The sequence below is a fragment of the Pedobacter sp. N23S346 genome, assembly GCF_048515415.1.
Taxonomy (GTDB): domain Bacteria; phylum Bacteroidota; class Bacteroidia; order Sphingobacteriales; family Sphingobacteriaceae; genus Pedobacter.
Genome location: NZ_JBLYEE010000004.1, coordinates 293,710 through 308,167, shown reverse-complemented (window position 1 = coordinate 308,167; position 14,458 = coordinate 293,710). Strand labels below are relative to the sequence as shown.

13 protein-coding genes and 1 tRNA gene are annotated in these 14,458 nt (G+C 36.7%); 6 read left to right on the top strand and 8 right to left on the bottom strand.

Annotation, left to right across the window (positions count from 1 at the left end):
- Window positions 1-1,333 precede the first annotated feature (1,333 nt).
- Complete coding sequence (locus ACN1CD_RS10165) at window positions 1,334-1,846, bottom strand: hypothetical protein (protein ID WP_419130280.1); 513 nt, start codon at window positions 1,844-1,846, stop codon at window positions 1,334-1,336.
- A gap of 569 nt (window positions 1,847-2,415) precedes the next feature.
- Window positions 2,416-2,826: a hypothetical protein gene (locus tag ACN1CD_RS10160; RefSeq protein ID WP_419130279.1), complete on the bottom strand. Its 411-nt coding sequence runs from the start codon at window positions 2,824-2,826 to the stop codon at window positions 2,416-2,418.
- A gap of 349 nt (window positions 2,827-3,175) precedes the next feature.
- On the opposite strand from ACN1CD_RS10160, the gene ACN1CD_RS10155 reads away from it, so the two are divergent.
- Complete coding sequence (locus ACN1CD_RS10155) at window positions 3,176-3,721, top strand: hypothetical protein (RefSeq protein WP_419130278.1); 546 nt, start codon at window positions 3,176-3,178, stop codon at window positions 3,719-3,721.
- A 275-nt stretch (window positions 3,722-3,996) separates the two neighbouring features.
- On the opposite strand, the gene ACN1CD_RS10150 is transcribed toward ACN1CD_RS10155, so the two are convergent.
- The gene (locus tag ACN1CD_RS10150; protein WP_419130277.1) at window positions 3,997-4,398 is read right to left on the bottom strand and encodes a hypothetical protein; all 402 of its coding nucleotides are present in this window, start codon (window positions 4,396-4,398) and stop codon (window positions 3,997-3,999) included.
- Window positions 4,388-4,963, bottom strand: coding sequence for a hypothetical protein (locus tag ACN1CD_RS10145; RefSeq protein ID WP_419130276.1), 576 nt, complete (start codon window positions 4,961-4,963; stop codon window positions 4,388-4,390). The genes ACN1CD_RS10150 and ACN1CD_RS10145 overlap by 11 nt, the downstream gene beginning before the upstream one ends.
- A gap of 533 nt (window positions 4,964-5,496) precedes the next feature.
- Here ACN1CD_RS10145 and ACN1CD_RS10140 point away from each other — a divergent pair.
- Window positions 5,497-5,862 (top strand): hypothetical protein, encoded by a 366-nt coding sequence (locus tag ACN1CD_RS10140; protein ID WP_419130275.1) that lies wholly within the window; start codon window positions 5,497-5,499, stop codon window positions 5,860-5,862.
- A gap of 128 nt (window positions 5,863-5,990) precedes the next feature.
- The gene (locus tag ACN1CD_RS10135) at window positions 5,991-7,112 is read left to right on the top strand and encodes a hypothetical protein (protein ID WP_419130274.1); all 1,122 of its coding nucleotides are present in this window, start codon (window positions 5,991-5,993) and stop codon (window positions 7,110-7,112) included.
- A gap of 511 nt (window positions 7,113-7,623) precedes the next feature.
- Here ACN1CD_RS10135 and ACN1CD_RS10130 read toward each other — a convergent pair.
- The 4 genes from ACN1CD_RS10130 to ACN1CD_RS10115 form a co-directional block, all read right to left on the bottom strand.
- On the bottom strand, window positions 7,624-8,280 hold the full coding sequence (locus ACN1CD_RS10130) for a hypothetical protein (protein WP_419130273.1): 657 nt from the start codon (window positions 8,278-8,280) through the stop codon (window positions 7,624-7,626).
- A gap of 740 nt (window positions 8,281-9,020) precedes the next feature.
- On the bottom strand, window positions 9,021-9,623 hold the full coding sequence (locus ACN1CD_RS10125) for a hypothetical protein (RefSeq protein ID WP_419130272.1): 603 nt from the start codon (window positions 9,621-9,623) through the stop codon (window positions 9,021-9,023).
- Complete coding sequence (locus tag ACN1CD_RS10120) at window positions 9,624-9,845, bottom strand: hypothetical protein (protein ID WP_419130271.1); 222 nt, start codon at window positions 9,843-9,845, stop codon at window positions 9,624-9,626.
- Between the two features lie 199 nt (window positions 9,846-10,044).
- A tRNA-Met gene (locus ACN1CD_RS10115) sits at window positions 10,045-10,118 on the bottom strand.
- 136 nt (window positions 10,119-10,254) lie between these two features.
- Between ACN1CD_RS10115 and ACN1CD_RS10110 the strand changes: the two genes are divergently transcribed.
- The 3 genes from ACN1CD_RS10110 (at window position 10,255) to ACN1CD_RS10100 (ending at window position 13,447) form a co-directional block, all read left to right on the top strand.
- Window positions 10,255-10,635: an START-like domain-containing protein gene (locus tag ACN1CD_RS10110; RefSeq protein ID WP_010600323.1), complete on the top strand. Its 381-nt coding sequence runs from the start codon at window positions 10,255-10,257 to the stop codon at window positions 10,633-10,635.
- A 29-nt stretch (window positions 10,636-10,664) separates the two neighbouring features.
- Entirely contained in the window at window positions 10,665-12,089 is a 1,425-nt protein-coding gene (locus ACN1CD_RS10105) for an LptF/LptG family permease (protein WP_419130270.1), read from the top strand.
- A gap of 146 nt (window positions 12,090-12,235) precedes the next feature.
- On the top strand, window positions 12,236-13,447 hold the full coding sequence (locus tag ACN1CD_RS10100) for a bifunctional 3,4-dihydroxy-2-butanone-4-phosphate synthase/GTP cyclohydrolase II (RefSeq protein WP_419130269.1): 1,212 nt from the start codon (window positions 12,236-12,238) through the stop codon (window positions 13,445-13,447).
- The last annotated feature ends 1,011 nt before the right edge of the window (window positions 13,448-14,458 follow it).

Here is a 14,458-nt window from a genome sequence, read left to right as displayed (position 1 = left end):
ACTTAGATTTATAAGATTTATTTCTGCATTAAGGAGCGTTCGCAGGAACGGTGGGTTAACACGGTCGTCTTCCTGAACTTGATTCAGGATCTTTTTACAGAAGTTCAAAACGATCAACGAAAGACGAAAAACGATTCAAGTAAATAATTTTATACCGACCTATTTTAACCCACTAGCTGCGATGAATAATTTTTTCCAGCGCCCTTTCCCATCCGGGGAAAGGTGCCGATAGGCGGATAGGGGCTGTTTTTCCCGCTACGCTTGGCCTGCCTCGGCTGGCCGCCGAAGGGCTCTTACTTTTTTGCTTGATCAAAAAAGTAACAAAAAACTCAAGGCTTGGATCTGATGTCGGATAAATTCGTTAAAGCTTAATTTCGCCAGCACAAGCACCCGATGAAGAATCGGGAGAGAACGCGCTGCCTTGGGTTGTGGTGGTTTGAAAGTTTAGAGTCGAAGCTTTAAACGTTTTCTCCTTCCATCATTTCCCAGGCCGGAAAGCAGGGTGGTAATAGCAGGATGCAGACTTAGATTTATAAGGTTTATTCTACGTAAGGAAGTGCAGGAGCGGTGGGTTAACACACTCGTCATCCTGAACTTGATTCAGGACCTATGTTTTATTCTTAATGATTTTTTAAGTCGCTAGCTGCGATGAATAATTTTTTCCAGCGCCCTTTCCCATCCGGGGAAAGGTGCCGATAGGCGGATAGGGGCTGTTTTTCCCGCTACGCTTGGCTTGCCTCGGCTGGCCGCCGAAGGGCTCTTACTTTTTTGCTTGATCAAAAAAGTAACAAAAAACTCAAGGCTTGGACCTGATGTCGGATAAATTCGTTAAAGCTTTATTTCGGCAGCACAAGCACCCGATGAAGAATCGGGAGAGAACGCGCTGCCTTGGGTTGTGGTGGTTTGAAAGTTTAGAGTCGAAGCTTTAAACGTTTTCTCCTTCCATCATTTCCCAGGCCGGAAAACAGGGTGGTAATAGCAGGATGCAGACTTAGATTTATAAGATTTATTTCTGCATTAAGGAGCGTTTGCAGGAACGGTGGGTTAACACACTCGTCATCCTGAACTTGATTCAGGATCTTTTTACAGAAGTTCAAAACGATCAACGAAAGACGAAAAACGATTCAAGTAAATAATTTTATACCGACCTATTTTAACCCACTAGCTGCGGTGAATAATTTTTTACAGCGCCCTTTCCCATCCGGGGAAAGGTGCCGATAGGCGGATAGGGGCTCTTAACCAATTAACCACCCGCTTTACAGGCACCCTTCCTTAAAAAAGGAAGGGTGTAGCGGTTGCCATAACTTATTAGTTGGTGATACAGCGACTCAAATTAATTGATTTGAATCCTTTGTTTAAAAGCTGTGTTCCAGGCATTGCAATCTGCCAGCCAATCACCAATCATTTTATAGGCGTTGGTAATTTCGGCAGAAAAGTTTAGGGTGGTGCCTTCATAACCATCTTCCTGAAAAATATAGGCATTTAAACCATAGTACAACAATTCAGACAACTGCGGGAGATCAAAATTGGCAACAGACTGCGGGTTATATTCCAGGTTTTTGTTGTAATGCTTAAAATACTCTTCTTTTACCAAAGGTTTTGCTGCGTTAAGCAGGCTGATAATGTTGTTTACGTGATAAAGTGCATTGGCAATGGCAATGGGTTTGTGTTTGCCTGAACGGGGATCTGGCCCGGTGGCAGCACGCAGCAGTTCGTTAAGTAATCGGTTAACATCTGATAGACTCCTCATTTCGAAATAAGTTTCGATCAATTTCCGGAATTCATTTACAGCTTCTACCTGAACAGGGAGCTGTGGGTTTGGGTTTTTACTTTTGGTACTTCGCATAACCGTTAAATAAAGTATCCCGATCGCTGCGAAGTACCAAATAACTCTTTTCAGAGAAAATTGAAATGAGGGGCTGCCTCTCGATCGGGAATATTGTTAAAAGAATTGTTGTGATGAAACTCTGATAGGGTGAAAAAATTATTATTTAATACTTCGCGATGGCAATGTAGATACAAAAATTTAATTCACAAAATATTTTCGAAGAATGGCAGTTAAATGGAACCTAATTTTTTTTAGTAGCAATAACGGGTGATGTAGTGATAGTACATTCCTTTAAAGGTGTTTAAGCTGTTAATTTAAGCTTTCCCTTAACTGCTAAATGAAATATCCTGGTCGCTGCAAACTACCAATAACTCAATTTTAAGAGAAAATTGAAAATGTGGGGCCACCACCTGACCAGGAATATTATGTATGAAATTTTAATTAAGGGAATGATATGTTATTGTACTAAACCGAACAGGTAGGTTTGCAAACGCTGTAATAAAAAAAATCTAGGGATGATTATTTTTTAAGCTGATTGTTATTTGAAGATCGTCGTACATATGGGATGTGACAATAACAAGGTAATTTTAGATACTCGATCTACGGGCAATTACTGCTATGGTAAATGCATCGGCTTCCGCTAATTCTTGTATTACACGGGCAATACTAAATTCTTTCTCTAGCAGGGCGATGGCGCCATAATTGGCCTTACGGTTGGTTAACAGAAAGAGATTGTATTCTAATTTTTTCTGCCGCTTAATGTTGTCATCTTTCGTGTCGCCATCTGGTAAGGTAGCCACTACAGTGTTAACCGCTGCAAGTTCTGCATTAATTACCTCAATTTCTGATGATACCTCAATGGTGGTAGTGGCATAATTTTCTTGTTGGCGTTCTAAAGAAAGTTTCCTGAAAGATAAATCTTTCCGCTCCTTTTCGATAAGGGCCAGAACGGTGTCGCAATCTGCAACTGCCGTTAATGTTGATACTGAATAATTCATGTTTAAAAATTTATTTTGTAATAAAAAATATTCCTAATAGTAGCAAATAAACTTTTTAAAATATAAATATTTCGACATTTAAATTGTATGATTTTATTTACGTTAAAAAAATGATTTTACTTTAAAAACCAACCTGAATTGTTCATTGCTGTTAATGCTTTCCAAATAAATATGATTCAAAAAGCATCTGGCATTCTTAAAAGTGAGATTGGAAACCATTTATCTCGAAACAAAAAATAGTTTCTTTAAAAAATGTTTCTAGATTTCGAAACAAAATTATTCGAAACAAAAAAATGTTTCGAATAATTTTGTTTCGAAAATCGTGTACCTTGGATTAAAATTCCGCAATATGAAAAAATTGAGAGATCAAATCGGCTTATCACAAACAGACATGGCTAAACTGATTGGGAGTAACAAAACCACAGGCAGTTTACATGAAAAAGGTTTGCGCGAGCTTAATCCTAAAGAATTAAGCATGTTAAGTACTATTGAAATTTTGATGAACAATTCGGCCGAGATCCAGGCAACCGAAAGCATTAGCTTAAATGATCAGAAAGCTTTAGTGGCCATGCTGAAAAAGCTGGCCTACAACCAGAAACGCGCAGCACAGCAACATGAAATCATCCGTGAGAAACTCTCGCGAATGGAAGAAACTTATGCCAACAACCGTAACCTTTGGCGTTTGCTTAACGAATTGAAAACAAATTTGAAAGGTAAAGTGGCTAACCCTTATGTGGGTGTGCTCGAAGTGAGGTGTTTAGAAAAACTTAAATCTTGTGGCCTTCATCAACAGATTTTACTCCGCCATCAACTTTCTGTTTTGGAAGGTGAGATTGCTTCTGCGCAAGAAATTGTTGAGGAGTATGAGGGGTTTGGGTTGCCGGGGGTGGGGTGAGGGGGGCTGGTCAAATGTGCACACGCGCACACTAGCATGAAATAAAAATATTTGTGAACGTGAAATAAAGCAAGATACATTTTAGTTATTCCGCCAAAGCACCGAAATGTGGATATCATCAAATATGATGAATTGTTTGAAATAATCTTAGTATATAAAAGATAATTGATAAGATGCAAAAACCTATTTACTGGTCATGAAATTAGATAGTCTTATTTAATCTATTCTCAAATAATAACAGTTGATATTTATATAATTTTCGAAATGTTGCATTATTAAAATGGCAAATCATCATTATTTGGTGTTTTTTCTGCTTCACCAATAATTTCTTGACCATTGAGATAGGCAATTAAGGCATCCATAGTTTCCTCAACCTTATAATATTGGTCACTAGCTGCTTTATACAGCTGTCTTAATAATTCAAAATCTTGTGGTGAAGATTCATCTTGAAACGTGTTAAACGTTTCTATTGGATCGCCATTGACATTGTAGACAATAATAACAAACATGTCCGGCTCTCTGGCATCTGCATGCCAAAAAGTTATTGTGATAGCCATACCTTCAGAGACAGATAACTTAAATTGATTTTCTGCACTCCCTTTAGTCCAGATTGCAGTCTTAGCAATTGTTCTTGATAACAACAGCTCTATAAGTTTTCTAAGTTTTTCAGGAATCATGATTTGTGGTTTTTAATTTTACCTCAACACTTAAGAATATTGTAGACAACAATTCAAGGTTTTTACTTATGATAGATCTGTCTATTTTACCTTTTGCTTTAAGTTGAAAGGTTTGAAAATTATCCAAATCAATATTAAAATTTTCAAAAACTGTTTTAAATTCTCTTTTGGATACAAGTGAATTATATTGTTCTTGGTTTTTCAAACTATTTAGTATAACTTTTAAATCCTTCATTCTTAAAATACACATTTCTATTTTATCATCTCTTAAATAGCCTTGAATTTCATCTACCATTGCTGCCTTACGAGATAAATCTGAAAGCATTATGATGTTATTATTCAATGTAATATTTTCATTGATTTTGTTTTGGGTATTTATTGCAATTTCTTTAATTGAAAGTATTTGTATATAAGCTATTATTAACCCAACAATAGACAATATAAACCCGATAATAGCTAAAAAATTAATAAAATTTCGCTCTTCCGGAGATAGGCAGAAAAACAAAACCACCGTAATTGCAAGTGATATAACAACAACAATGAGAATTTTTTGGCGATAACTCAAAACTAAATATCTAGATTTCGAATAGTAAAAAATTGTTAATTTTATTTGACTAAGGCAATGAATGATCAATATTAAACAATAAATTCCTGACAAGAGAATTTTATTGTATTACCTTCTTGTAACTTTCTACTTCACTCGCTAGCGCATACGTGCCGCGTGTGCATAAAATAAAACCCTTTAACCAAAAAAGCCCATCTTTCGATGAGCTTTTAATCAGTAGAGTCAATCCGCGGAAGTTCGACCCTTTTTGAACATTGTGAAGCGGTAGTTAATTTTGCGAAATTATTGAAGAATAAGATTGAGGGACAGTATAGAAAAAAGAAAAAGTTGTAATTGTTTTCGGAATTGGCTTAATGACAAGCTATGGTAGGAGGATATATGTAAGTATTGAAATTGATAAAGGCCGACAAGCCAGTTACTTTGTTATTCCCAAGCTCTGATCCAAATTAAAGGTTGGTAATTAAATAGTTATCAACACCTATTTACTTCGCTGTTATCATTTTTACATTTGTGTTAAACGTAAAATCAAAATCATGGCTCTTACCGACTTCTTTCGAATTAATTTCCCTTATGGGATAGCTTTCATCCCAAAAATGGGATGGTACGCATTTAATAGAGAATACATGCCGCTAGGTTGGCATAAGAAAGATCATACCGCCTTCAATTCATCCACAGTTGAGGAAATTCAAAAGATAAGTTCCTTCTACAAGGGTTTATCAGAGAAGCTTTTGCATGAATTGGCCGATGAATCTGATAGTATAGAAAGGGATGATTCTGGAGAAATCACCCGAATTTGGTTTTATAGTGATAGCAATAACCCAAATAATGATTTGAAAAACTGGGAGCCCTATATAAAGAAAATCAAAAAACTGGCTAAACTTAAAGTTGAAAATAAATAGGGTATCACATGTATAGCAGGCGCACATCAACTATTTTTCATGGGGGTAGAATTTCTGAAGTTTTCGAAAAAGTGCATAACGCAATCAAAACAACCATCGAAGGTGAACGGGAAGATTTTATATTGAATGTGAATGAGAACGATTATATCGAACATATTGAAGCCAAACATAAAATAAATCCTCCTCAAATCCATTTTGATCAGGTATCTGCTGATAGTTATGAAGCTGACATACCTGCGGAATATTTTCCTGGGGACTTTCACGTGTATCAGGGCAAGAGTTACAAAAAGGAAGTTATACAATTTTTCATCGCCGTTTCTGGGAATATCGGCTTACTCAAATATAGCCCTGCAACCACATTTTATTTTGGCGGAAGCGGAGATTTTGAAATTAAAGGTGATTCTATCCTAGTTGAATTTATTAATTTTCGTAATGATTCAGAGGAACTTAATCAAAAATTTCATGCGGAAGTTAATGGTCTCCATTCAAATTATAACGGCTTAATTGCTGATGTCGAAAGTTTTAACAGTTCCTTAAAAAGACAAATTAGATCAGTTTTCGACGAAAGAAAAGGCAAGATTCTTAGTAAAAAAAGTCTACTCTCCTCGCTCGGCGTGCCTCTGAGGAAAAAGGAAAATGTTTCAGCTACCTTTGCCGTTCCTAAGCCTGAACTTCGAGAAAAGATCGTTTTGAAACCAGTAGTTTATGAACATGGCTACAAGCCAGAACCAACATTAGACAATCCTACATACCATAAAATTTTAAAATTGATTAATGATGTCGGACGAAATTTCGAAAGGATGCCTAGCGTTTATAAAGATAAGGGAGAGGAGGATTTGAGAGATCACATTCTAATGACTCTAGATCCAAATTTTGAGTTTGGTAGTGCAAGTGGAGAAACCTTTAATAAATCCGGGAAAACGGATATACAGCTGCGATATGATAGCGCGGTAGTTTTTATTGCTGAATGTAAATTCTGGAGCGGGGAGAAGAATTATCTCATGACAATTGACCAATTATTGGCTTATCTTACCTGGAGAGACACCAAAGCATCAGTAGTGATTTTTGCAAGGCAAAAAGACATTTCAGCAGTTTTGTCAAAAATAGAGGAAAGTACCAAAAAGCACACTAATTACCTGAGATTCGTTGGTAAGTCAGATGAGAACTGGTTTAACTATCGTTTTCATCTTAATGGGGACCGAGGCCGTGAAGTGATGCTTGCAGTTCAGCTATTCCATTTGCCAGTTTAAATAATTTAAGATTTATAAAAAAAACATGCCCTTGCTAACAAGCCTGCCACATGTGCAAACAAACTACCCCTTAAACAAAAAAAAAGCCCATCTTTCGATAGCTTTTAATCAATAAAGTTAAGCTTCAATAGGTCTAACCTTTATGTGAATTGTGAAGCTGTGGTTAATTTTGAGAAAGCGATAGCTAATAAAGTTGAGGGGCTGTATAGAAAGAAAAAAGATTTTTAAAATGCTAAGTGCCCAAATCTTTCGCTCCAAAGTATGTACTCCGTTTCGGCTGGTAGTTGCCACCCGGTAAGATGCAAAACGATAGGGCTTAACATTTTTGCTAAGCCCTATGATATATCGTTTATTTCTTTTCTTGCAACAAGGTTTTTAACTTTTCTTTTGTTTCCGGAATTTCTTTTAGCGTCAGGGCTTTTTTAAATGATTCTATTGCCTGAGTTTTGTTTTCCCATGGCAAGGTATAAATCTCCTACAAGCTTATCAACAACGTATCAGAACAGTTATGCTAAATTTTTCCGCCCTTTTTCAAACCCGCTAAGATTATACTCGAATAATTAGTGTCTCCTACTATAGGCAGATCTATTGTACAAGTGCTAAAGTCTTTGCTCCACTTCACTAGAGGTTGCCCGGTTTTGTTTAGCGTATTAATAGTTATAGCAACTTTATTCGCAATTGGTCTCCATCCTAACGCAACTCCAACGCCTCTTTCAGGATTCAGAAATTCTCCTATTGTGGTTAAGGTTGTCATGCTGAGTTCGTAGCTATTATCTGTTAATTTATAACCATTTGCATTTAAGGTGATATGTAACTTGCCCTTGATTTTGGAAATTTCTTTAGCACATGCAGCTTTTTGTTCGGGTGTTGTATTTACGGCTGTTTTTTCTGCTGAGTTTAATATATCAGTGCCATAAACTTTATCAAAATACTTACCCAGGTATGAGCTTAAATAAGAAAAAGTTGAAATGTCAAAAGCGCGCTTATCAGACAGAATCCGGGTAAACATTTCCGAAGGACCATTAATAGTGACGCTTTCTTGTATAACCTTGGCTCTAGACCAATTATATTTTTGTTCCAGTGTTTGTACAATATCGGCAGTTCCCTGCGCCTTTGTGTAAAAAGGAGTGGCTAAGCAAAAAATAGCACAAAATAAAAATAGTCTCATTTCTTTAATTTTTTAATAGATGATGATTTAATAAATAGTTTGGAACCTGAAGAAATTTTGATTTCAATTTAGTTTCATGATCCCAAATCATTCATCTTAATTCCCATTATCAGCTCAATTATTGTTAATAAGCGATTATTGGTGTATCAGATTTTATTTAAATGGACTCATTTTTTGTTGAGGTTCAAATCAAAACTCTTAGATGGGTGAATAACAGTTTTTTTAACCAATAGTTTGATAATAGCTTAGTGATAAATAGATAGTAGTTTGAAATCAGCTGAGGAATGATCGATAGATTCGTTCACCTGCGTTGTTTTATATTATAAGTTTGATCATTTTATTGTTTGGATTGGGTTTGTATCAAAGCTATTATCCTCATCTAGTCTTAGCGTCCGGCTAAGATCAAAAGCAAATATAATCATAGGCATATAACAAAAAAAGCTCATCGTTCGATGAGCTTTTAATCAGTAGCCGTTACTGGATAAATTTCGAACTTTTTCTTGGCTGATTTGCAGGAATTGGAAATTTGATAAATCTTTTTAAGAGTAGGAATTGCGTTGTAGAATAATTATATAGAGGATTTTTATTCGCTTTTTGGTTGCAATTCGTTTTTAAGGAAGTCGTATTATTGTTTATGGTTAGATATTGAAAAGTTCCCACCGTTAAAACCTTTATTTTGAAGCAATTTATTTTCTTCTCTTTTTAGCGGATAGGTCTTGATTCGGTTCAGGAATTATATCTTACTTCAGTTTAGATAACCTCTCCTCAAGAAAGGGTAGGATATTTTTTGCGGCCCAATTTGGCATCTGCTTTTCTTTAAAAAGAAACCTTCCTGTATGTTCAACGGAAAGTATTAAATCAGGACCTCCAATAGGTTTAACATCATAGAGGTATAATCTATTAAATAATTCCAAATTTGATTTTAGTAATGTAAATGTGTTGTGGTACATTTGGAATATTGTTTTGTCAGAAACAAAATGCCCTCCAGCATTAAATCTTTTATCTGCCCTACTCCAGCATAAATTTACATCTTCCGTAAAGAATAAATGTAACTGAATGCGGTTTTTTGGTTTATAGGCAATTATTTGTTTTAAATCTTCATACTTCCAGTTAAATCCCAGATTGGTTTCATAACCAAAATTCTTATCGGTATCTAAAACCTCAAATATTTCTTTTTTAAATTTATTACTCCCAGCTTGGTCAGGGTCGGAATTATTTTGCTCTCTATACTTTAGATAAAAATAATCTTGATTGAGATATAGTTCGCCATTTACTAAAATAGTTTCTGATGCTGAGGTTTTACCAATTCCTGGTGGTCCGGCAATCACAATTATTTCAGCCATCTAATCAATCAGTTCTATTCTACCGTCATTATATTCTGCTATCATTTTGTTATCCGAAGCTCTTCGGTAAACCAATGGCTGATTGCGTGAAAATATATTTTCTCTAATATTTATTTCCTGCCATTTTTTGTATTCTTCCTGAAGCTCCGGGCTCATTTCCCAATAATCTTGTTTGAATTTATCAGGCTTTTTTCCGTATTGCAATTTAATTTCTGTTTCCATACCGCTAAATATTTAAGATCATTTGTAAGCCTAATAGTAAAAGAAATCTACATATAATTTAAGTTTTAATCGCTTTAAAAACTTAAAAGTAGCTTCTTTATACTTTTCTACATTAAGTATTGTTAAATTAAATATAATGTAATTTGTTATATAGGTCTATAACAAAAAAAAGCTCATCTTTCGATGAGCTTTTAATCAGTAGCGGGGAGCAGGATCGAACTGCCGACCTCAGGGTTATGAATCCTGCGCTCTAACCATCTGAGCTACCCCGCCGGGTTGAAATATTTGTGTATATTATCAAATATTTAGTTGGTTATTTTTTGGAGTTGCAAATATAGAATAAATTACCTTTCTTTAGAAAAATAAATAAAAAAAAATAGCTCCGGATTTATTCTGGTAATGAATTAACATGGCAGAGAAGAAAAAATTTACACTTGAGTACGAGGTTAAATCGTCACCACGAATTTTGTATAGCTTTATCAGTGAGCCAAATGGCTTGTCGCAATGGTTTGCCGATGATGTAAATTTCCGCGATCAGGTTTATACATTTACCTGGGATGATGAACAACTAAAAGCCAAGTTGGTTTCGATCAAAGAGAACAAATTAGTTAAATTCAAGTGGCTGGACGACGAACCTCAGTGTTATTTTGAGATGGAAATTGTTCAGGATGAGCTTACCAATGACGTAGCGCTTTCCATCACCGATTTCACAACAGATGATCTGTTAGCAGAGAAAAAATTAATCTGGGATAATCAAATTGACTATTTGATTAGCGTTTTAGGTGCCTAGTTTAAAACCGTATTGCTTACCTTTGTGAGGTGAAAAAAATACATCTTCTTCTTATAAAAGCATTCATTAAGCCATTCCTCGCCACATTTTTTGTAGTGATGTTTATTCTTTTGATGTTTTTCTTATTCAAGTGGATCGATGATTTAATCGGTAAGGGGTTTGAATGGTACACGATTTTAGAATTGATGTATTATGCCTCTGCCGCCAATGTGGCCATGGCATTACCACTTTCGGTATTGCTTTCCTCTATCATGACTTTTGGTACCCTCGGCGAAAATTATGAGCTGGTTGCCATTAAATCTGCAGGTATTTCCCTTCAGAAAGCCATGAGGCCCTTGTTTGTGGTGATCATTTTGCTTACCATCAGTTCATTTCTATTCTCTAACTACATGCTGCCTAAAGCGAACCTGAAATTCAGTTCGTTGCTTTATGATATCCGGAATAAAAAACTATCGTTTCTAATTAAACCAGGTGTTTTCAATAATAGTATTCCAAATTTCTCCATCCGGGTAGATTCAAAAGATGAAAATGGGAAACTGAGTGGCATTTTGATTTATGATCACAGGGGTACCAACGGGATTCCGAAGGTTATTATGGCCAGGGAAGGCGAAATGAATAAAACTTCGGATGGCAAGTACCTGCTCCTTAAATTAAAGGATGGCGTACAATATGAAGAACAGGCGAGTACCAGCGGGGCCTATAATCCACGCCAGATTTTAAATAGAACGCGTTTTAAAGAAACTGAGCCAAGATTTAGCCTGGAATCTTTCGATATGAACCGGACCGACCCCAATGCTTTTGGAAACAGTACACCGATGCTCAATTTAAGGGGAATCAGTAAAAAAGGAGATTCGTTATCTAAACTGCTGGATACCTTAGGCCAATATGCTGTACGAATGGCATCATCGAATTTCAAACAATTTAATTCAGCAAAAGGGTATTCCAAATTAAAAGTTACACCAAAAGTCATCAGCGACAATATTGTAAAGGATATTCCGAATGGATCGAAAAAGACCAGTTTAGACAACGCTTCAAACATTGTATCGGGGATGATCCAAAACCTGTCAAACACGGCTCCACGTCATACCGATTTGGTTGGCGAATATATTTTCACCAGGATAGAGTATCAAAGGAAGTTTACTTTGGCTGCTTCTTGTATCCTGTTGTTTTTTATTGGTGCGCCACTTGGGGCAATCATCAGGAAAGGCGGTATGGGTTTGCCGGTGGTAATCGCGATTTCATTTTTCTTGATCTATCATATCATTACCACTGTTGCAGAAAAATCTGCCAGAGAAGGTTCTACCAATCCAATTGTTGCGATGTGGATTGCGGTGATTGTGTTGTCGCCACTCGCGGCATTTCTTACCTATAAAGCTACGGTAGACTCGGCCTTATTTGACATCAATTATTACAAACAGCTTTTCTTTAAATTGTTCCGCATTAAGCAAAAATAGCAGCCAATATCCTTTACTTATAAATGATATTTCGAAGATTTTTTTTGTCTATTAAGGTTGTACCTTTGTGATGGCAAAAGCTGTTACATGTTATCTTAGCCAATTATAAATAACATGATTTGGCTAGATAAATATGCCTTGAACAAATGCAAACAAAACTAAATACCATAGAGGAAGCCATTGCTGATATTAAAGCAGGCAAAGTGATTATCGTAGTTGATGATGAAAACCGGGAGAATGAAGGGGATTTTTTAACCGCTGCGGAGAATGCAACGCCTGAGGTAATTAACTTTATGGCCACCTATGGAAGGGGATTAATTTGTGCACCGCTTACTGAAGAGCGTTGTAAAGAATTGAACCTCGATTTAATGGTTGGTAAAAATACAGCAGCCTACGAAACCAATTTCACCGTTTCTGTAGATCTTGTTGGCTATGGTTGTACTACCGGAATCTCAGCAAGCGACCGATCAAAAACAATGCTGGCTTTGGTAAATCCTAAAACCACTCCTGAAGAATTAGGAAGACCAGGACATATTTTTCCACTTATTGCCAAAGATGGTGGCGTAATCCGCCGTGCAGGTCATACAGAAGCAGGGGTAGATTTAGCCCGTTTGGCTGGAATGAAACCTGCTGGTCTTTTAGTAGAAATTTTGAAGGAAGATGGCGAAATGGCCAGACTCCCTGATCTATTCAAAATTGCAGAACAGCACCAGCTGAAAATAATTTCTATTGAAGATTTAATCGCTTACAGGTTAAATATTGATAGTTTAATTAAAAAAGAAGTAACCATCGATTTACCAACAGAGTGGGGCGATTTCAAAATGACTGCTTATACTCAGTTGGATAATAATGCAACACATTTGGCAATTTCAAAAGGTGAGTGGAGTGCTGATGAGCCGGTTCTTGCCCGTGTACACAGCTCTTGTGTTACTGGCGATATCTTCGGATCATGCCGCTGCGATTGTGGACCTCAACTTCATAAAGCTTTGGAAATGATTCAGAAAGAAGGAAAGGGAATTGTAGTGTATATGAATCAAGAAGGTAGAGGTATTGGACTGATCAATAAACTTCGTTCGTATAACTTACAGGATGCTGGTTTTGATACCGTAGAGGCGAATATTAAACTCGGTTTCAAAGGCGATGAACGCGATTATGGCGTAGGTGCTCAAATATTGAGATCTGAAGGCATTACCAAAATGCGTTTAATGAGCAACAACCCAACTAAGAGAGCAGGCCTGATTGGCTATGGTTTGGAAGTATTTGAAAATATTCCGATTGAAATTGAAAGCAATGTACACAATGAGCGTTATTTGAAAACAAAACGTGATAAAATGGGCCATTCGATTATGAAAGGATAGTTCAGTTTTCAGTTAACAATTTCCAGTTTGTGTTTGACAGTTGGATTGGGAATTGGGAGTTTGAAAATGATAAAAAAGATACGGCCAGTAGTTTAGCTACTGGCTTTTTTTGTTGAGGAAATATGGTTGTAGCGTCTTGCTATGACTCAATGCATATGGCAATCGCATTAAGATTGCTTTGTTACTCCAAGGACGGAAGGTAATGCAATTATAGAAATGGCGATCGCTATAGCCACCCAGCTAAGCCAAAAACTGTTTCTTCGTTTTGCTCTTAGACCAGCATGGTCAATTTTTCGGGATGGCACTGTCCCAGCCTGCCTACTGACTTTAACAGAAAAACGGCGCAGCCCTCATGAATACCATTAAAAATATAAATACTAATGAATAATTGCGAGCCGGCAACTTTGCTTCTTTGGTTGTCCAAAGAAGAGAGCCCTTCCGACCAGGACGAGATAAAATCTTTTTGATTAGAAATTAATAACAATCTTCTTTGTCTTAGCCAGACGGGCTTTTTTCTTTTTCTTGGCAAAAAGAAACAAAAGCCAAGGCTTGCATCCTTTCTTGAATAGCAGCATCAAAATTCTTAAAGCGGAAATATGAGGCTTAGCCCTTACATAAACCCGCCCTCGCTGCATATTTCCTTGGCCATTCGGAGCAGGTAAGTTTGTGCAAGAATTTCAATGTGCTCTTCGGCGAAATCCTGCTAGGCCGGATAGCGTACTTAGGTTGGAATAGTAATATATTAATGTTTGTTTAGCGTGATGCATGGAGTGATCGCTATAACCAAAATCTGGTTGTAGCGTCTTGCTACGACTCAACGCATATCGCGATCGTATTAAGATTGCTTCTTGCCTCCAAGGACGGAGGGAATGCATAAGTTAATGAATTATAGGAATAGCGGATTGCTATAGCAACCCGGTAAGACCAAACCACTGTTTCTTCGTTTTGCTCTTAGACCGGCATGGTCAATTTTTCGGGATGGCACTGTCCCAGCCTGCCTACTGACTTTAA